The sequence below is a fragment of the Streptomyces sp. NPDC096048 genome, from assembly GCF_044763415.1.
Classification (GTDB): Bacteria; Actinomycetota; Actinomycetes; order Streptomycetales; family Streptomycetaceae; genus Streptomyces.
In genome coordinates this window covers 92835-111869 of record NZ_JBIWGG010000002.1, presented here as the reverse complement: position 1 = coordinate 111869, position 19035 = coordinate 92835, and the positions used below count along the sequence as shown (strand labels likewise).

Here is a 19035-nt window from a genome sequence, read left to right as displayed (position 1 = left end):
GTGCTCAGGCCGCCTTCACCTCGTACGTCTCCACCCGCACCGCCTCGTCGTCCAGGCACTCCCCGGTCGCCAGGTCGAAGCGCTGTTTGAGCAGCGGGGAGGCGACGAACGGGCGGCCCCGGTGAGTGCCGGTCAGGCCGCGGGAGAGGACCGCCGCGCCGGTGAACGGGTCCCGGTTGTCGATGGCGTACAGCTCGCCGTTCCGGTCGCGGAACAGGGCCACCTGGCCGCCGTCCGGCAGCAGGGCCGCGACGCCCCGGCCCGGGAGCAGGGCGCCGAGGTCGCAGGCGGTGAACCAGTCGTCCGTCAGGCGCAGCCGTACCTTCAGGTCGGTCGTCTCGGGTGCCGTCGTCTCGGGTGCCAGGGTCATCGCCGGGTGCTTCCTTCCAGGAGGTCGTTCTCGAGGGCTTCCCCGGTGCGCCGCAGGCCGATGTTCAGCAGCGGCAGGTCGGGCTTCATCTGGTCGCGCTCGGGCACGAAGCCCACGACCGGGTCGGGGGTGTCGGGCGCGTTCACGAAGGACACGAACCGGGCCAGCCTCTCGGGGTCGTTGATGGTCTCGGCCCACTCGTCGCGGTAGTGCGAGACGTGGGCGGACATCAGGGACTCCAGCTCGTCGCAGATGCCGAGCGAGTCGTGCACGACGACGTCCCGCACGTGGTCCAGGCCGCCCGGGATGCGCTCCAGCCAGGTGGAGGTGCGCTCCAGTTTGTCGGCGGTGCGGATGTAGAACATCAGGAACCGGTCGATGAGGCGGACCAGTTCGGCGTCCGAGAGGTCCTGCGCGAGCAGGTCCGCGTGGCGCGGGGTGGCGCCGCCGTTGCCGCCGACGTACAGGTTCCAGCCGTTGGACGTGGCGATCACGCCGAAGTCCTTCGACTGGGCCTCGGCGCACTCGCGGGCGCATCCGGACACCGCCGACTTGAGTTTGTGCGGCGACCTCAGCCCCCGGTAGCGCAGCTCCAGGTCGATCGCCATCCGCACCGAGTCCTGGACGCCGTAGCGGCACCAGGTCTGGCCGACGCAGGACTTCACCGTGCGCAGCGACTTCCCGTACGCGTGCCCGGACTCGAAGCCGGCGTCCACCAGCCGCGCCCAGATCACCGGCAGCTGCTCGACGCGGGCACCGAACATGTCGATGCGCTGACCGCCGGTGATCTTCGTGTAGAGCCCGAAGTCCCGGGCGATCTCGCCGATGACGATCAGCTTCTCGGGGGCGATCTCGCCGCCGGGGATGCGCGGGACGACCGAATAGGAGCCGTTCTTCTGGAGGTTGGCCAGGAAGTGGTCGTTGGTGTCCTGGAGGGCCGCCTGCTCGCCTTCCAGGACATAGCCGCTCGCGCCGATCGCCGGGGCGAGGGAGGCGATGATCGAGCCGACCGTCGGCTTGCAGACCTCGCAGCCGTCACCACCCCGGGCGCCCTCCCGGCCGTGCCGGTCGAGGAGGTCCCGGTAGGAGGTGATCCGCAGGGCGCGGACGATCTCGTACAGCTCCTCGCGGGTCTGGGCGAAGCAGCCGCACAGGCCCTTGTCGACCTCGACGCCGCTCGCCTCCAGCTCGGCGGTGACCAGCTGGCCGAGCACCTTGACGCAGGAGCCGCAGCCGGTGCCGGCCTTGGTGCACTTCTTCACCTCGGGCACGGTCGTGCAGGAGTGCTCGGTCACCGCGCCGCGGATCGCGCCCTTGGTGACGTTGTGGCAGGAGCAGATCACCGCGTCGTCGGGGAGCGCGGACGGACCCAGCTGGGCCGGGGCCCCGGCACCGGCGGGCAGCACGAGGGACTCGGGGGCGACCGGCGGGACCGAGCCGGTGAAGGCGCGCAGCGTGCCGTACGCCTCCGCGTCGCCGACCAGGATGCCGCCGAGCAGCGTGCCGTCGCGACCGACGACCAGCTTCTTGTAGAGGCCCGCGCGGGAGTCGGAGTAGACGACGTCCAGGCAGTCCCCGGCGGTGCCGTGCGCGTCGCCGAAGGACGCCACGTCCACGCCGAGCAGCTTCAGCTTGGTGGACAGGTCGGCGCCGGTGAACGCCGCCTCGTCCCGGGCGATGGTCGCGGCGACCGTCTCGGCCTGCTCGTACCCGGGCGCCACCAGCCCGTACACCCGCCCGTCGGACGCCAGCGCGCACTCGCCGATCGCGAACACGTGCGCGTCGGTGACGGTACGGCACTGCTCGTCGACGCTGATGCCGCCGCGCTCACCGACTGCCAGACCGCAGTCCCGGGCCAGCTGGTCGCGGGGGCGGACACCGGCGCTGAACACCACGAGGTCGGTGGCGAGTTCGGAACCGTCCGACAGCTTCATGCCGGTGACGGCGCCCGACGCGTCGTCGACCACGATCTCCTGGGTGCCGACGCCCGTGTGGACGGACAGGCCCATGCCCTCGATGGTGCGCAGCAGCGCCGCGCCGCCGCCCTCGTCGACCTGGACCGGCATCAGGCGCGGCGCGAACTCCACGATGTGCGAGGTGAGCCCGAGGCCCTTGAGCGCCCCGGCCGCCTCCAGGCCGAGGAGTCCGCCGCCGACCACCGCGCCGGTCGTCGCGGTCTTCGCGTACTCCTCGATGGCGAGCAGGTCCTCGATCGTCCGGTAGACGAAGCAGCCCTCGGCGTCCTTGCCGGGGACCGGCGGGACGAAGGGGTAGGAGCCGGTGGCCAGCACCAGCACGTCGTACTCGACGACCAGCCCGGAACGGGCGGTCACCCTGCGGGCGTCCCGGTCGACGGTCACCGCCGGGTCGCCGACGCGCAGCTCGATGCCGTGCTCGTCGATGAAGGCCATGTCGGTCATCGACAGGTCGTCGGGGGTCTTGCCCGAGAAGTACGAGGTGAGCTGGACGCGGTCGTAGGCGGGCCGCGGCTCCTCGCACAGCACGACCACGCGGTGCGTGGCGGTCAGGCCGCGCTCGGCGAGCGCTTCGAGGAAGCGCTGGCCGACCATGCCGTGGCCGACGAGCACGATGGTGGGGGTGGGCCCCGGGGTGGCGGTCATCAGGAGCCTCCGTCATTGGTGAGCAGGTGGAGCAGGGGGCCGCCGTCGGACGGGAGCGGCTCTGCTCCCTCCCAGGCGCGCGCGAGCGCGCCGACGGTGCCGAGTTCGCCGACCAGGACCCCGCCGACCAGCCGGTCGTCGCGGACGACGACCTTGCGGTAGGTGCCCCGGGTGGCGTCGGCGAGCTGCACGACGTCGTCGCCGGGGCGGGGGTCGGTCTCGCCGAACGCGGCGAGGTCGAAGGGGCTGTCCGGCCCGAGGGGACTGCCGGACCCGGTGAGGGTGAGCCGGGTCAGGGACCGGGTGCCGGTGTAGCGGGCGGCCGTGTCGTCCCCGGCGAGCAGCTCGGCGAGCGCGCCGGCCTGTTCGAGGGCGGGCGCGGCCAGTCCGTACACGCGTCCCGCGTGCTGGGCGCAGTCGCCGACGGCGCGGATGTGCGGGTCGGACGTGCGCAGCTCGTCGTCGACGACCACGCCCTTCGCGACCTCCAGTCCCGCCGCCCGCGCGAGGCCGACGCGCGGCCGGACCCCGCACGCGAGGACGACCAGGTCGGCGCCGAGCGCGTACCCGTCGGCCATCTCCACCGACCGGACCGCCCCGCCGACCGAGCGCACGTCGCGTACCCGGCACTCGGTGTGCACCTCGACGCCGAGGTCCTCCAGGTGCCGCCGGACGAGCGCGGACGCGGCCGGGTCGAGCTGGCGCTCCATCAGCCGCTCGGACTGCTGGGCGAGGACGACCTGCGCGCCGCGCACGGCCAGTGCGCGGGCGGCGGAGACGCCCAGCAGCCCGCCCCCGATGACGACCGCCCGCGCCCCGTGCCGTACCGCCTTGGACAGCCCCAGGCAGTCGTCCATGGTGCGGAAGGCGTGTACGCCCTCGGGCAGTTCGCGGTCCGGGGTGAACAGGCCGCGCAGGGGCGGCAGTACGGCGTTGGAGCCGGTGGCCAGGACCAGGTGGTCGTACGCGATCACCGAGCCGTCGGCGCAGCGGACCGTCCGTCCGGCCCGGTCGATGCCGGTGACCCGGCCGCGCAGCAGTCCGGCGGGTGACGGCAGGGCGATCACCTCGGGGCTGTAGCGGCCGGCCAGCACCTCGGCGAGCAGCACCCGGTTGTACGGGCGGTGCTCCTCGTCGCCGAGCAGCAGCGCGGGCGTGCCGAGCTCACCGAGCCGCCGGGCGAGCGTCACGCCCGCGAGTCCGGCGCCGATCACCACCACACGCGTATTCGAGGTCATGGCACCGAGCGTGCGGTGCGGGTGTTACCCGGTGGCATCGCGTCTGTTTCCCGCGGGGAACGCTGCCCTCAGCGGGAGCGGGGGGTGGGTGTGAGGGCACCGGCGACCGACTTGCGACCGACTCGCGACCGGCCGGCGACCGACTAGCGACCGGCTAGCGCCCGGCCGGCGACCGGCTAGCGCCCGGCCGGCGACCGACTCGCGCCCGGCCGGCGACCGACTCGCGCCCGGCCGGCGAACGACTCGCGCCCGGCCGGCGAACGACTCGCGGCCGGGCGGCAACCTCAGAAGTCCCTCATCTTGATGGACGGCACATCCATCCCGTCCATAAGCTCGCGATCATGCCCGACATATCGCTGACCACGGTCGTCCTGCTCTGCCTCGCCGCCCTCGCGGCCGGCTGGATCGACGCCGTGGTCGGCGGCGGCGGGCTCCTGCTGCTCCCGGCGCTGTTGCTCGGGCTGCCCACCGGTACGCCGGCCGCGCACGCGCTGGGCACCAACAAGGCGGTCGCCATCGTCGGCACCACCGGCGCGGCGGTGACCTACGCCCGCAAGGCACCCGTGGACGTCCGCACGGCCGTCCGCATCGGACTGGCGGCGCTGGCCGGATCGTCGGGCGGGGCCTTCTTCGCGGCCGGGATGAGCACCGAGGTGCTCAAGCCGGTGATCATGGTGGTGCTGCTCGCGGTCGCGGCCTTCGTGATCCTGCGCCCGGCCTTCGGCACCGCTCCCGCCACCGGCCCGGTCACCCGCCGCCGGGTCTTCGCCGCGATCGGCCTCGCGGGCCTCGGCATCGGCTTCTACGACGGCCTCGTCGGCCCGGGCACGGGGACCTTCCTGGTCCTGGCCCTTACCGCCGTCCTCCACCTGGACCTGGTGACCGCCTCCGCCACCGCGAAGATCGTCAACTGCTGCACCAACGCGGGCGCCCTCGCCACGTTCGCCTGGCAGGGCGCCGTCCTGTGGCAGCTGGCCGTCCTGATGGCGGTCTTCAACCTCGCCGGTGGCATGTTCGGCGCGCACACGGCCCTGAAGAAGGGCAGCGGCTTCGTCCGGATCGTGCTGCTGACGGTCGTCTTCGCACTGGTGGCGAACCTGGCGTACGAGCAGTGGCTGGCCTAGGACTCCCTCTTCCCCCGCCGCAGATCCAGCAGCTCCACCATCCCGGTCGTGTCCTCCTCCCCGTGCCCCTCGGCGAGCCACCGCTCCATGAGCGCCATGTAGGGCGTCAGCAGCTCCGGGCTCACGCCCTGCTCCTCGGCCGTGCGCAGCAGCGTCGCGTTGCCCGCCACCTGCATGGCGAGGTTGGAGACGACGTCCTTGCCGTAGTCGCCGCTCGCCAGCTGTTCGGCGGCCAGGTGGGCGGAGCCGGTCATCGCGCCGAGCCACGACACCAGCAGCGGTGCGAAGTCCTTCGGGGCGATGTCCTCGGGGCCGATCAGCGCGAAGGCGTGCGTGATGCCCGCGAACATGCCGCTCATCGCGCTCAGCAGCGCCACGTCGTGCAGCGCCGCGAAGCCCGCGTCCTCGCCGACGTAACGCGTACCGGCCGGGACGGCGAGGGTGTCCCGGTGCTCCTCGAACAGGGCGGGGGAGCCGCTGTAGAAGACGTACCCGCCGGAGTCGGCGTCCCCGATCATCGGCGGTACGGCCATGATCCCGCCGTCCAGGAAACGGGCCCCGCGCTCCTTCGCCCACGCGGCGCGGGCACGGCCCTGGGCGGGCGTGCCGGTGGTGAGGTTCACCAGGTCCCGCCCGGACAGGCCGGCCCCGTCGATGGCCTCGCCGACCGAGGCGTCGTCGAGCAGGCAGGCGATCACCAGGCGGCTCGCGGCCACCGCCTCGGCCGCGCTCGCGGCGACCGTCGCACCGTCGGCCGCGAGGGCCTCGGCGCGGGCGGGGGTGCGGTTCCAGACGGTCACGGGGTGCCCGGCGGCGAGCCAGGCGCGGACCAGGGCGGTGCCCATGGCGCCGGTGCCGAGCACGGTGAGCGGGGTGCGCGGAATACGGGGAGCGGCTGCCGTGTCGGTGATGGTGTCGGTCGTCGTGTCGGTCATGGTGTTCAGGCTCCGCCGAGGGGGGCCGCCGCTCAAGTACGCACTTGGAAGTGGGTGGTTACCCCCGGGGAAGCATCCAGGCGGCGGCCCCAGGCGGCGGACACAGACATCGGACACAGACATCGGACACAGGCAGCGGACAGGGACAGGGACAGGACGGGGAGACGGGTATGGGAACCGGGACGGCACGGCGGCCGGGGGCGTACATCTGCGGGATCGACGCGGCGATGGACGTGATCGGCGGGAAGTGGAAGGGGCTCATCCTCTGGGCGCTGCACGAGCGGCCGTACCGCTTCGGTGCCCTGCGCCGGGAGCTGCCCGGCGTGACGGAGAAGGTGCTCACCGCGCAGCTGCGGGAGCTGGAGGCCGCCGGCATCGTGCACCGCGAGGAGTACCCCGAGGTGCCGCCGCGCGTGGAGTACTCGCTGACCGCCCGGGGCGTCGCCCTCAACGAGGCGCTGGCGCCGCTCGGCGCCTGGGGGAGGGCGAACGTGCTGAACGCGTCACCGGCTGCCGGTGAGGTGCGCGAAGACGACCACGTTCCCCTGGTAACCGGTGCTGCGTGAGTAGTCGCCGCCGCAGGTGATCACGCGCAGCTCGGGCCGGTTCGCCGCGCCGTACACCTTCCGGTCGGGGAAGTCCTTCGCGGCGTACACCTCCACCGCGTCGACCGTGAACACCGCGACGCCGCCGTCCCGCCGGTCGACCTCGATCGTGGCGCCCTTCTCCAGCGCGCCGAGCCGGTAGAAGACGGCGGGACCCTCGGCGTTGTCGACGTGCCCCGCGACGATCGCGGTGCCCGTCTCGCCGGGGGAGGTGCCGGCCTCGTACCACCCGGCCAGGTTCTCCTCCTCGGCGGGCGGCACGTCGAGGCTGCCGGACGGCGTCAGGCCGAGGCCCGTCATCGGCGCGTCCACGCCGATCGCCGGGATGCGGACGCGGTCCGGCGGCGAGGGCGGCAGCGCGGGCGCGGCGGCGGCCTCGCCGGTCTGTCCGGTGCGGGCCTGCGCGGCCGACGGCTGAGGCGGGGCCTCGGCCTGGGCGCCGCCGACGAGCAGCCACGCCCCGCAGCACAGGGCGCCCGCGGTGACGGCCGCTATCGCGGTGTTGCCGACCCTGCGCATGACGTCCCCTCTCCCTCGGGTCCCTCTGAAGGCCCCCTGCCCCCTCCGGGCCGCGAGGGGCGTCGGACCCGGAGGGGGTGGGGAAGTGCGGTACCGGCGGACGGGCAGCGGAGGGTGCCCGTCAGATCCCGTCGCCTCTCGCCCGGCGATGCAGGAGCCAGGTACCGCCCGCGGCGGCGACGGCAAGAGCCGCCACACCGGCCGCGGTCTGCACGGGGTCGGGGCCAAGAGCGCCCCCGACCCCCGTCTTCACGCTTCCTCTGGGATACACCTGCTCGCGGGCCGAGGTCAGCGTGACCACCAGGTCGCCCGTCACCCGCAGGCCGCTCCCGCCACAGGTCGCGACGATCTCGTACGTCCCCGGCTGCGCGCTCGGCGGCACCTCGAAGCGGCCCACCGAGCCGCCCTCGCCCGTGCCCGGCGCCAGCGGGAACGCACCGGCGCCCACCGCGCTGGCGTCGCCCGCCGCCGAGCCGCCCTCGCCGCACGCCGCCGTGGTCACCATGGCCGGCTCGCCCGGCACGACCGAGGACGGGTACACCTCCAAACCACCGGTCGCTGCGGCCTCCCCGGCGGAAGCGGACGCCGGGGCGGCGAGGCCGACGGCCGCGACGGCGAGCGCGGTACCGGTCAGCAGGCGGGCGGTACGTCGCATCGGTGCTCCTTTGAGCTCTTCGGTGGCCCCTGCCCTACCGAGGAAAGTCGCACCGGAGGCGCCCCGCTTCCCGAGGATGCGCCGGGACTGGGATGAACGGGTGTCGGCCCCGGGCCCGGCGGGCCCGCGCGGAACGCCGTTTCGGCAGGTCACCGGCGTGTGGCGGGGGTGCACCGGAAAAGATGCCGAAGGGCGCGGGGTGCGGGTGTGAACGGGTGACCGGTGCCTCCGGACGGACCCGCCGACGTCTCGATCCGACCTCCAGCGAAGTCGACTCGCGCATGAGGGGAGAGAATGACCCTCTGTGGAAACCGCGCGACTCCCGTTCTTCGTCTACGGCACGCTCCGCCCCGGCGGCCCCAACCACGACCTCTACCTGCGCGGACGCATCCGCGCGGCGGAACCGGCCCGCCTGCACGGAGCCGTCCTCCACGCAGGCCCCGGCTACCCGTACGCCGTGGAGGAGCCGGGGGAAACCGGGGCAGGGGTCGCCGGGGAGCTCGTCACCGCCCGGCCGGAGACGTACGACGAACTGCTCGTCGCCCTGGACCGGTTGGAGGAGTACGTGCCGGGCGACCCGCGCAACCTGTACGACCGCGTGGCCAGAACGGTCGTACGGGACACCGGCGGGGCGCCCGTCCGCGCCTGGGTGTACGTCGCCGCCCCGGCCGTCGCCGCACGGCTGCGGGCCCGGGGCACGCCGATCGAGGACGGCACCTGGCCCGTGCGGTGACCGCTCCGTCGTGCTCGTCGGCGTGACCGCTACGACGTGCTCGTCGGCGTGGCCGTTACGGTGTGCCCGTCGTCGTGCCCGCCTCCGTCACCGCTTCCACCCGAACCGCGCACACCTTGAACTCCGGCATCCGCGAGGTGGGGTCGAGCGCCGGGTTGGTCAGGGTGTTGGCGCGCCCCTCGCCCGGCCAGTGGAACGGCATGAACACGGTGTCCGGGCGGATACCGGTGGTGATGCGGGCCGGCGCCACCGCCCGCCCGCGCCGGGAGACGACGGCCACCGGATCGCCCTCGGCCGCGCCCAGCCGCGCCGCCAGCCGAGGGTGCACCTCCACGAAGGGGCCGGGCGCGGCGGCGTTCAGCTCGTCCACCCGCCGGGTCTGCGCGCCCGACTGGTACTGCGCCACGACCCGTCCGGTGGTCAGCAGCACCGGGTACTCGTCGTCCGGCTCCTCGGCGCTCGGACGGTGCGAGACGGGCACGAACCTGGCCCGCCCGTCGTCGGTGGCGAAGCGGTCGAGGAAGAGCCGAGGGGTGCCCGGATGCCGGACGGCCGCCCCGGTGCCCCCGGTGCCGGTGGCCCTGGTCCCGGCGGTTCGGGCGACCCCGGCGGTCCGGGTGACCCCGGTGGTCCCGTCCGTGTCGTTCGGCGCCGGGCACGGCCAGAACACCCCGTTCTCCTCCGCCAGCCGCCGGTAGTCGATCCCGGAGTAGTCCGCCGGGCCGCCCGCGCTCGCCCGGCGCAGCTCCTCGAAGACCTCCTCGGGCTCGGTCGGGAAGCCCTTCTCCACGCCGAGCCGGGCGGCCAGTTCGTGCAGGACCTCCAGGTCGCTGCGGACCCCGTCCGGCGGACTGACAGCGCGCCGCCGCAGCAGCACCCGCCCCTCCAGGCTGGTCGTGGTCCCCGTCTCCTCCGCCCACTGCGTCACCGGCAGCACCACGTCCGCCAGCGCCGCCGTCTCGGAGAGCACCACGTCGCACACGGCCAGGAAGTCCAGCGACCGCAGCCGCTCCTCGACGTGCGCCGCGCGGGGCGCCGACACCACCGGGTTCGAGCCCATCAGCAGCAGCGACCTGATGTCCGTGCCCAGCGCGTCCAGCAGCTCGTAGGCGCTGCGCCCCGGCCCCGGCAGCGAGTCCGGGTCCACGCCCCACACCTCGGCGACGTGCCGCCGCGCCGCCGGGTCGGTCAGCTTGCGGTAGCCGGGCAACTGGTCGGCCTTCTGGCCGTGTTCCCGCCCGCCCTGCCCGTTGCCCTGCCCCGTCAGACAGCCGTACCCCGACCGGGGCCGCCCGGCCCGCCCCGTCGCCAGGCACAGGTTGATCCAAGCGCCCACCGTGTCCGTCCCCTTGGCCTGCTGCTCGGGCCCGCGCGCGGTGAGCACCATCGCCGCTTCCGGCGCGCAGAACAGCCGCACCGCCTCCCGCAGGTCGGGAACGGACACCCCCGTGATCCGCTCCACGTACTCCGGCCAGTGCGCCATCGCCGCCGCCCGCGCGTCCTCCCAGCCGGCCGTGCGCTCCTCGACGTACTCCTCGTCGACCCGCCCCTCGGCGACGACCAGGTGCAGCATGCCCAGCGCGAGGGCCAGGTCGGTGCCCGGCCGGGGCGCCAGGTGCAGGTCGGCCTGCTCGGCGGTCTTCGTGCGGCGCGGGTCGACGACGATCAGCGTGCCGCCGTTCTCGCGCAGCTCGGTGAAGTACCGCAGCGACGGCGGCATCGTCTCCGCCGGGTTCGACCCGACGAGGATCACGCACCCGGTCCGCGGAATGTCCTCCAGCGGGAACGGCAGCCCCCGGTCGAGACCGAACGCCTTCACGCCGGCCGCCGCCGCCGACGACATGCAGAACCGCCCGTTGTAGTCGATCTGCGACGTCCCCAGCACCACCCGCGCGAACTTCCCCAGCGTGTACGCCTTCTCGTTGGTCAGCCCGCCTCCGCCGAACACCCCGAGCGCGTCCGCGCCGTGCTCCGCCCGCGTGCGGGCCAGGTTCCCGGCGATCCGCCCCAGCGCCTCCTCCCAGGAGGCCGGCACCAGCGTCCCGTCGCCGGACCGCACCAGGGGCGACGTCAGCCGCACCCGGGACGACAGCAGCGCCGGCGCCGTGCGCCCCTTGCCGCACAGCGCGCCCCGGTTCACCGGGAAGTCCGCCCGCTCGGTCACCTCGACGGTCCCGTCGGCGGCGGGCGCCAGATTCATCCCGCACTGCAGGGCGCAGTACGGGCAGTGCGTGGGCGTGGCGGTGTTCTGCATGCCGTCCAGCGTGCGTCGCCCGTGTTACGCGACCGGGCGGCGCTTTGTTACGCCGCCGGGACGGTGACCTCCCCGGGGCCCGCCGGCCGCGGTGAGGGGCGCGTCACCGCTCACCGGCCAGGTCGAGCGCTCGCGCCACCCCCGGCTCCTTCGGCCCGAGGAACGTGGGATCCGGCTCGAAGACCGCGTCCAGCGCCGCCTTCCCCGCCGCGAGGATCTCCCGCGCACCCCCGTAGTACCAGGTCGCGTCGTGCACGTCGTCGACCCCGACGCCGTACGAGGCCACCCCCGCCTCCTGGCACAGCGCGACCGCCCGCCGGATGTGGAAGCCCTGGCTGATCAGCACGGCCCGGTCGACCCCGAAGACCTTCTTCGCGCGGACGCAGGAGTCCCAGGTGTCGAAACCCGCGTAGTCGCTGACGATCCGCCCGTCGGGCACCCCGTGCCGGACCAGGTACGCGCGCATGGCGTCCGGCTCGTCGTACTCCTCGCGGCTGTTGTCGCCGGTGACGAGGACCACCTCGATCCGGCCCGCGCGGTACAGCTCGGCCGCCGCGTCCAGGCGGTGCGCGAGGTACGGAGACGGCTCGCCCTCCCACAGCCCGGCGCCGAAGACGACGGCGACCTCGGTGCGGGGCACGTCGGCCGTGGTGCGCAGCCGGTCGCCGGTCGCCACGTGCAGCCACGTGGCCGGCAGCAGCCCCAGCACGCACCCGGCCATCACCGCCCGGATCAGCAGCCGCCGCCCCTTGCGGGTGCGCGGCAGGCGCGGTCTGCGAGGTCTCCAGCGGCGCATCGGTGTCGGCCCCCTCCCTGATCGTCTCCTGACCCCAGGGACGTCCGGGCGCGCCGTCCGGTTCGCCGGCCGCTCACACGCGGAGCCCGGCGCCGTGTGAACCGACGGAAAATCCCTGTGACATCCGCGCAACGGGGAGGCAATGTCCGGCGGCCACCCTCGACGCATGACGGCGATGACACTGATGGGCCGGGCGACGAGCACGGCGGCACCCGGCGGCACCCCCGCTCTGGTCGTCGTCGCCCACGGCAGCCGCGACCCGCGCGCGCTGAGCACCGTACGCGCCCTCCTCGACCGGGTCCGCGCCCTGCGCCCGAGCCTGCCGGTGCACCTCGGGCACATCGAGCTGAACGAGCCCCTGCTGCCCGACACGCTCGCCGCCCTGGGAGACGGGGCGGCCGTCCTCGTCCCCCTCCTCCTCAGCCGCGGGTACCACGTCAAGCGGGACATCCCCGAGACGGCCGCGGCATCCCCGGCCCACACCCGCGTGTCCGCCCCCCTCGGCCCGCACCCCCTCCTCGTGGACGCCCTCCACGACCGTCTCGTGGAGGGCGGCTGGCCCGTCCACGCGGGGCCGGACCACGCGGTCGTCCTCGCCTCCGCGGGCTCCCGCGACCCGGACTCCAGGACCGACACCGCCCGCACGGCCGCCCTCCTGTCCGCCCGCCTCGGCGTCCCGGTGATCCCGGCGTACGCCTCGGCGGCGTCCCCGACGGTGCCGGAAGCGGTACGCGCGCTGGAGGCCCGGGGCCACCGCGCCGTCGCCGTCGCCTCGTACTTCACCGCCCCGGGCCGCTTCGCGACGGAGTGCGCGACAGCGGCCCCGTGGATCGCGTCGCCCCCGCTGGGCACCCACCCGGCGATGGCGCGGCTGCTCCTCCACCGCTACGACCAGGCACTCGTGAAAGGCGGCGAGAACAACCTCCCCGAAGGGGCGCGGGACGCGTCGACCTGCGGCTCCGCCGGGTGGGCGCGACCAGCCACAACGCACCCCGCACCCGCGAGCGCACCGCACCCGGCACACGCATAGGCGACCCGACTGTCACACCTTCCCCTTACTGTTCACGACATGGAAGGCACCGCACCCCCACCCCCGTACGACCCGACGTCAGTCGCCCGCTACGCGCCCGAACCGGACAAACGCCCCGGCCGCACCGCCTTCCAACGCGACCGCGCCCGCATCCTGCACTCCTCGGCCCTGCGCCGCCTCGCCGGCAAGACCCAGGTCGTCACGCCGGGGGAGCGCAACCCCGTCTGGGACGCCAGCCCCCGCACCCGTCTCACCCACTCCCTGGAATGCGCCCAGGTCGGCCGCGAACTCGGCGCCGCCCTCGGCTGCGACCCGGACCTCGTCGAGGCCGCCTGCCTCTCCCACGACCTGGGCCACCCGCCCTTCGGCCACAACGGCGAACAGGCGCTCAACGCCTTCGCCGAGGACTGCGGAGGCTTCGAGGGCAACGCCCAGTCGCTCAGGCTCCTGACCCGCATCGAGCCCAAGCGGTTCACCGAGGACGGCTCCGTCGGCCTCAATCTCACCCGCGCCACCCTCGACGCCGCCACCAAGTACCCCTGGCCCCGAGGCGCCCACCCCACCGACCCCGCCTCGTCGAAGTTCGGCGTGTACGACGACGACCGGCCCGTCTTCGAGTGGCTGCGCGAGGACGCCCCCGGCGCCCGCATCTGCTTCGAGGCCCAGGTCATGGACTGGGCCGACGACGTGGCGTACTCCGTGCACGACGTGGAGGACGGCCTGCACGCCGGTCACATCGACCCGAACTGCCTGCTCGCCGACCCCGAGCGCGAGGCGGTCTTCGAGGTCGCCGTCGGCCGCTACGTCCCCGTCGGCACCGACCACGCCGAACTCGCCGCCGCCCTCGACCGGCTCCTCGCCCAGGACTGGTGGCCGCACGGCTACGACGGCTCGGCCGTCGCCCAGGCCCGCCTCAAGGACGCCACCAGCCAGCTCATCGGCCGCTTCTGCCTCGCCGCCGAGACCACCACCCGGGCCGCCCACGGCGGCGGCCGGCTCACCCGGTACACGGCGGAACTGGTGGTCCCCCGGGAGACCCGCATGGAGTGCGCCGTCCTCAAGGCGGTCGCCGTGCGCTACGTCATGCAGCGCACCGAGCAGGAGCGGCTCCGCGCCGACCAGCGCGTCGTCGTCGCCGAACTGGCCGAGGCGCTCACCGCCCGCGCCCCCGACGGCCTGGACCCCCAGTTCCGCGCCCTGTTCGACCGGGCAGCCGACGACCGCGCCCGCAAACGGGTGATCGTCGACCAGATCGCCTCCCTCACCGACGCCTCGGCCCGCTCGCTTCACGCCCGCCTGACGGGGCATCCATGAGACTGGCGGGACAGGTGTGACCCGACAGGCACGGAGGCTCCCGAAACACGGCCCTCCGTGGCCTGATCGGGTCACTCCCTCTTCCCGCACCACGTCACGTGCGGGACGCTCGCATGTGGCGGCACCCTGACGAGGAGGCAAACAAGTGGTCGACGCGGATCAGACATTCGTCATCGTCGGAGGCGGCCTGGCGGGCGCGAAGGCGGCCGAGACACTCCGCACGGAGGGTTTCACCGGCCGAGTGATCCTCATCTGCGACGAGCGCGACCACCCCTACGAGCGCCCGCCGCTGTCCAAGGGCTTCCTCCTCGGCAAGGAGGAACGCGACAGCGTCTTCGTGCACGAGCCCGCCTGGTACGCGCAGCACGACATCGAGCTGCACCTCGGCCAGACCGTCGTCGCGATCGACCGCGCCGCCAAGACCGTCCACTACGGCGACGACGGCACCCGCGCCGGGTACGACAAGCTGCTCATCGCCACCGGCGCCGAGCCCCGCCGCCTCGACGTCCCGGGCACCGGCCTCGCCGGCGTCCACCACCTGCGCCGCCTCGCCCACGCCGAACGCCTCAAGGGCGTCCTCGCCTCCCTCGGCCGGGACAACGGCCACCTCGTGATCGCCGGCGCCGGCTGGATCGGCCTGGAGGTCGCGGCGGCGGCCCGCGAGTACGGGGCGGAGGTCACCGTCATCGAGCCGGGACCTACCCCGCTGCACGGTGTCCTCGGCCCCGAGCTGGGCGCCGTCTTCGCCGAGCTGCACGAGGCGCACGGCGTCCGCTTCCGATTCGGCGTGGAACTGACCGAGATCATCGGCCAGGACGGCATGGTGCTGGCCGCCCGCACCGACGACGGCGAGGAGCACCCGGCGCACGACGTGCTCGCCGCGATCGGCGCCGCCCCGCGCACCGCGCTGGCCCAGGCCGCCGGCCTGGAGATCGCCGACCGCGCCCACGGCGGCGGCATCGTCGTCGACGCGAACCTGCGCACCTCCGACCCCGACATCCACGCGGCCGGGGACGTGGCCTCCTTCCACCACGCCCTCTTCGACACCAGCCTGCGCGTGGAGCACTGGGCCAACGCCCTGAACGGCGGCCCCGCCGCGGCCCGCGCGATGCTCGGCAAGGGCCCCGCCCACGACCGCGTGCCCTACTTCTTCACCGACCAGTACGACCTGGGCATGGAGTACTCCGGCTGGGCGCCCGCGGGATCGTACGACCAGGTGGTGATCCGCGGGGACGCGGCGAAGCGCGAGTTCATCGCCTTCTGGGTGAAGGAGGGCCGGGTGCTGGCCGGGATGAACGTGAACGTGTGGGACGTCACGGAGCCGATCCAGCAGCTGATCCGCTCGAGGACGCGGGTGGACACGGAGGCGCTCGCGAACCCGCACGTGCCCCTCGAAAGCCTCGTCGCGTAGCCGTCGGCCGGAGCCGATCGCCGCGCCCGAGGATGTCGGTGGCGCCCCGTAGACTTCAGGCGTGGCTGGACGGATCAACGACGAGGACGTGAAGGCGGTACGGGACGCGGTCCCGATCGACGCCGTGGTCTCGGAGTACCTCCAGCTGCGCAACGCGGGCGGCGGGAACCTGAAGGGGCTGTGCCCCTTCCACGACGAGAAGTCCCCGTCCTTCCAGGTCAGTCCGAGCAAGGGGTTCTTCCACTGCTTCGGCTGCCAGGAGGGCGGCGACACCATCACGTTCGTGATGAAGATCGACCACCTCACCTTCTCCGAGGCGGTCGAGCGGCTGGCCGGCCAGGCCGGCATCACCCTGCGCTACGAGGAGGGCGGGTACAACCCCACCCACCAGCGCGGCGAACGCATCCGTCTGGTCGAGGCCCACAAGATCGCCGCGCAGTGGTACGCGGAGCAGCTGGCGACCAGCCCCGAGGCCGACACCGGCCGCGCCTTCCTCGCCGACCGCGGCTTCGACCAGGCCGCCGCCCAGCACTTCTCCGTCGGCTACAGCCCCCAGGGCTGGGACCACCTCACCCGCTTCCTGCGCGGCAAGGGCTTCAGCGACAAGGAGCTGGTCCTCTCCGGCCTCTCCCAGGAGGGCCGCCGCGGCCCCATCGACCGCTTCCGCGGGCGGCTGATGTGGCCCATCCGCGACATCGGCGGCGACGTCGTCGGCTTCGGCGCCCGCAAGCTCTACGAGGCGGACAACGGCCCGAAGTACCTGAACACCCCGGACACGGCGATCTACCGGAAGTCCCAGGTCCTGTACGGCATCGACCTGGCGAAGAAGGACATCGCCAAGGCCAGCCGCGCCGTGGTCGTCGAGGGCTACACGGACGTCATGGCCTGCCACCTCGCCGGCGTCACCACCGCCATCGCGACCTGCGGCACCGCCTTCGGCGGCGACCACATCAAGATCCTCCGCCGCCTCCTGATGGACAACGGCTCCGCCCGCGTCATCTTCACCTTCGACGGCGACGCGGCCGGCCAGAAGGCGGCCCTGCGCGCCTTCGAGGACGACCAGAAGTTCGCCGCCGAGACGTACATCGCCATCGCCCCCGACGGCATGGACCCCTGCGACCTGCGCCTGGCCAAGGGCGACGACGCGGTCGCCGACCTGGTCGAGCCGCGCACCCCGCTCTTCGAGTTCGCGCTCCGCCAGATCGTCTCCCGCTACGACCTGGACACCCCGGCCGGCCGCGCCGCCGCCCTGGACGAGGCCGCCCCGGTCGTCGCCCGCATCAAGAACAGCGGCGCCCAGCACGAGGTCGCCGTGCAGCTCGCCGGCATGCTCGGCATCCTCGACACCCAGTTCGTGGTCAAGCGGATCGCCCAGCTGGCCCGCTGGTCCCGCGACCGCGGCGGCAAGGGCCCCGCTCCCGACCGGCAGCAGCGCGGCGGCGGCACCCCGCAGCAGTACGCCGCCCCCGCCGGTCCGGGCCCCCGCGGCGGCCCGGCGCTCAACCTCCGCAACCCCGTCTTCGCCACCGAACGCGAGCTGCTCAAGCTCGCCCTCCAGCGCCCCGAGCTGGTCTCCCCGGCCTTCGACGCGTACGGCGTCGACGAGTTCACCGCCCCGCCCTACGCCGCCGTACGCGAGGCGATCATGGAGGCCGGCGGCGCCGAGCTCGGCGTCCAGGACCCGCAGGACTACCTGGTCCGCGTCCGCGAGGCCGCCCCGGACGACGCCGTCCGCGCCATGGTCACCGAACTCGCGGTCGAGGCGATCATGCTGCACCGCGGCGTGAAGGACGTCGACGAGGTCTACGCGGGCGCCCAGCTGGTCACCGTCCGCCGCCGTGCCGTCGAGCGCCGCATCCGCGACATCACCGGCCGCCTCGCCCGCCTCACCGGCCACGGAGACCCCGCCGAGCTGGCCGCCGTACAGAACGAGCTGTGGGTCCTCCAGCAGTACGACCAGACCCTGCGCGTACAGGGCGCCGCCGCGCTCTAGAGCAGACCGCGGGTAACCGCGCGGTCACGCCCGGACGCAAAAAGTCACCGCACGCCCCTCGTGGCGGCGATGTGTCGTACCCCACACTGGGGGCGGTGCCTGAGTCCTCGCGGTGCGGCCGATCCGTCCCGGCGGGTCGCTGATTCCCGCGGTTCCGCTCACGCGTACGGGGCGGACAGCGGCGACGAGCCCGCTCCGCCCCCCGAAGTACCGCCGCCGGCCCCCGTCGGCCGCGTCCATCCTGGAGGTCGCCCCCGTGCAGACCCAGACCCTCACCCAGACCGACACCGGTACCGACGGCGCGGAGCCGGACGCGGAGAGCGGCGTCCTCGTCACGGTGCCCCCGCAGCACCGCGCCGTGCACCACCCCGAGAACCCCCGGAACCGGCCGGAGGAGCCGCCCGCGCCGGACGACGCCCTCGAAGCGGCCGAGCACCCCGGCGACCCCGCCGCCCCCACCGACGCCCCCGAGCCTCCGCCGCCCACCCGCACGGAGACCGGCGGGCCCTCCTCCGACCTGTTCCGGCAGTACCTGCGGGAGATCGGCCGGATTCCGCTGCTCACCGCGGCCGAGGAGGTCGACCTCGCCCGGCGCGTGGAGGCCGGGCTGTTCGCCGAGGAGAGGCTGCGGCTCGCCGTCGACCTGGACAGCCGGCTCGCCCTGGACCTCGACCGGCTCGTCGTCATGGGCCGCGTGGCCAAGCGGCGCCTGATCGAGGCGAACCTGCGGCTCGTGGTGTCGGTGGCGAAGCGGTACGTCGGGCGCGGGCTGACCATGCTGGATCTGGTCCAGGAGGGGAACCTGGGGCTGATCCGGGCCGTGGAGAAGTTCGACTACGCCCGCGGCTACAAGTTCTCCACCTACGCCACCTGGTGGATCCGCCAGGCCATGTCCCGGGCGCTGGCCGACCAGGCGCGCACCATCCGCGTCCCCGTCCACGTCGTGGAGCTGATCAACCGGGTCGTCCGCGTCCAGCGGCGCATGCTCCAGGAACGGGGCTACGAGCCGACCGCGCAGGACGTCGCCGCCCACCTGGACCTGACCCCCGAGCGGGTCGGCGAGGTGCTGCGACTCGCCCAGGAGCCGGTCTCCCTGCACGCCCCGGTCGGCGAGGAGGACGACGTGGCCCTCGGCGACCTGATAGAGGACGGCGACGCCGCCAGCCCCGTCGAGTCGGCCGCGTTCCTGCTGCTGCGCGAGCACCTGGAGGCGGTGCTCTCCACCCTCGGCGAACGCGAGCGCAAGGTCGTCCAGCTCCGCTACGGCCTGGTCGACGGCCGCCCCCGCACGCTGGAGGAGATAGGCCGGATCTTCGGCGTGACCCGCGAGCGGATCCGCCAGATCGAGTCCAAGACCCTCAACAAGCTCCGCGACCACGCGTCCGCGGACCAGCTGAGGGGCTACCTGGACTGAGCCCCCGCTCCGCCTCCCGCCGA

General features: G+C 73.9%; 15 protein-coding genes and 1 pseudogene. 8 read left to right on the top strand and 8 right to left on the bottom strand.

The features are described from left to right. Positions 1–4: 4 nt before the first annotated feature. Genes nirD through ACIQ6R_RS05015 form a run of 3 tightly spaced genes read right to left on the bottom strand, consistent with a single transcriptional unit; the run spans position 5 to position 4229 of the window. Entirely contained in the window at positions 5–370 is a 366-nt protein-coding gene (nirD, locus tag ACIQ6R_RS05025; protein WP_404177957.1) for a nitrite reductase small subunit NirD, read from the bottom strand. Continuing rightward, complete coding sequence (gene nirB, locus ACIQ6R_RS05020) at positions 367–2991, bottom strand: nitrite reductase large subunit NirB (protein ID WP_404218785.1); 2625 nt, start codon at positions 2989–2991, stop codon at positions 367–369. Before nirB ends, nirD begins: the two co-directional genes overlap by 4 nt. Next, the gene (locus ACIQ6R_RS05015) at positions 2991–4229 is read right to left on the bottom strand and encodes an NAD(P)/FAD-dependent oxidoreductase (RefSeq protein WP_404177963.1); all 1239 of its coding nucleotides are present in this window, start codon (positions 4227–4229) and stop codon (positions 2991–2993) included. Before ACIQ6R_RS05015 ends, nirB begins: the two co-directional genes overlap by 1 nt. 341 nt (positions 4230–4570) lie before the next feature. Here ACIQ6R_RS05015 and ACIQ6R_RS05010 point away from each other — a divergent pair, with 341 nt between their 5' ends. After that, positions 4571–5353, top strand: a complete 783-nt coding sequence (locus ACIQ6R_RS05010) for a sulfite exporter TauE/SafE family protein (RefSeq protein ID WP_404218783.1) — start codon at positions 4571–4573, stop codon at positions 5351–5353. On the opposite strand, the gene ACIQ6R_RS05005 is transcribed toward ACIQ6R_RS05010, so the two are convergent. Then, positions 5350–6264: an NAD(P)-dependent oxidoreductase gene (locus ACIQ6R_RS05005; protein ID WP_404219604.1), complete on the bottom strand. Its 915-nt coding sequence runs from the start codon at positions 6262–6264 to the stop codon at positions 5350–5352. The genes ACIQ6R_RS05010 and ACIQ6R_RS05005 overlap by 4 nt on opposite strands. A 194-nt stretch (positions 6265–6458) precedes the next feature. Here ACIQ6R_RS05005 and ACIQ6R_RS05000 point away from each other — a divergent pair, with 194 nt between their 5' ends. After that, positions 6459–6854 carry a winged helix-turn-helix transcriptional regulator gene (locus tag ACIQ6R_RS05000; protein ID WP_404218781.1) on the top strand — a complete coding sequence of 132 codons (396 nt, stop codon included), beginning with the start codon at positions 6459–6461 and terminating at the stop codon, positions 6852–6854. Here ACIQ6R_RS05000 and ACIQ6R_RS04995 read toward each other — a convergent pair. Continuing rightward, complete coding sequence (locus tag ACIQ6R_RS04995; RefSeq protein WP_404218779.1) at positions 6792–7412, bottom strand: class F sortase; 621 nt, start codon at positions 7410–7412, stop codon at positions 6792–6794. The genes ACIQ6R_RS05000 and ACIQ6R_RS04995 overlap by 63 nt on opposite strands. A 121-nt stretch (positions 7413–7533) precedes the next feature. Further along, positions 7534–8067: a hypothetical protein gene (locus ACIQ6R_RS04990; RefSeq protein WP_404218777.1), complete on the bottom strand. Its 534-nt coding sequence runs from the start codon at positions 8065–8067 to the stop codon at positions 7534–7536. Between the two features lie 304 nt (positions 8068–8371). Between ACIQ6R_RS04990 and ACIQ6R_RS04985 the strand changes: the two genes are divergently transcribed. Then, positions 8372–8800 carry a gamma-glutamylcyclotransferase family protein gene (locus tag ACIQ6R_RS04985; protein WP_404175155.1) on the top strand — a complete coding sequence of 143 codons (429 nt, stop codon included), beginning with the start codon at positions 8372–8374 and terminating at the stop codon, positions 8798–8800. Positions 8801–8855: 55 nt separating this feature from the next. On the opposite strand, the gene ACIQ6R_RS04980 is transcribed toward ACIQ6R_RS04985, so the two are convergent. Together ACIQ6R_RS04980 and ACIQ6R_RS04975 are read right to left on the bottom strand one after the other, a co-directional pair. Beyond that, positions 8856–11054 (bottom strand): molybdopterin oxidoreductase family protein, encoded by a 2199-nt coding sequence (locus ACIQ6R_RS04980; RefSeq protein ID WP_404218775.1) that lies wholly within the window; start codon positions 11052–11054, stop codon positions 8856–8858. Positions 11055–11157: 103 nt separating this feature from the next. Beyond that, the gene (locus ACIQ6R_RS04975; RefSeq protein ID WP_404175150.1) at positions 11158–11850 is read right to left on the bottom strand and encodes a vancomycin high temperature exclusion protein; all 693 of its coding nucleotides are present in this window, start codon (positions 11848–11850) and stop codon (positions 11158–11160) included. Between the two features lie 166 nt (positions 11851–12016). Here ACIQ6R_RS04975 and ACIQ6R_RS04970 point away from each other — a divergent pair, with 166 nt between their 5' ends. The 5 genes and pseudogenes from ACIQ6R_RS04970 to ACIQ6R_RS04950 all read left to right on the top strand — a co-directional run. After that, entirely contained in the window at positions 12017–12880 is an 864-nt protein-coding gene (locus ACIQ6R_RS04970; RefSeq protein WP_404218773.1) for a sirohydrochlorin chelatase, read from the top strand. 39 nt (positions 12881–12919) lie between these two features. Next, positions 12920–14194, top strand: a complete 1275-nt coding sequence (locus tag ACIQ6R_RS04965; protein WP_404218771.1) for a deoxyguanosinetriphosphate triphosphohydrolase — start codon at positions 12920–12922, stop codon at positions 14192–14194. Positions 14195–14339: 145 nt separating this feature from the next. Then, positions 14340–15605 carry an NAD(P)/FAD-dependent oxidoreductase gene (locus ACIQ6R_RS04960; RefSeq protein WP_404218769.1) on the top strand — a complete coding sequence of 422 codons (1266 nt, stop codon included), beginning with the start codon at positions 14340–14342 and terminating at the stop codon, positions 15603–15605. Between the two features lie 61 nt (positions 15606–15666). Further along, the gene (gene dnaG, locus ACIQ6R_RS04955) at positions 15667–17598 is read left to right on the top strand and encodes a DNA primase (RefSeq protein WP_404175139.1); all 1932 of its coding nucleotides are present in this window, start codon (positions 15667–15669) and stop codon (positions 17596–17598) included. A 164-nt stretch (positions 17599–17762) separates the two neighbouring features. Further along, a pseudogene (locus tag ACIQ6R_RS04950) lies at positions 17763–19012 on the top strand (RNA polymerase sigma factor); the annotation flags it as partial. Between the last annotated feature and the right edge of the window lie 23 nt (positions 19013–19035).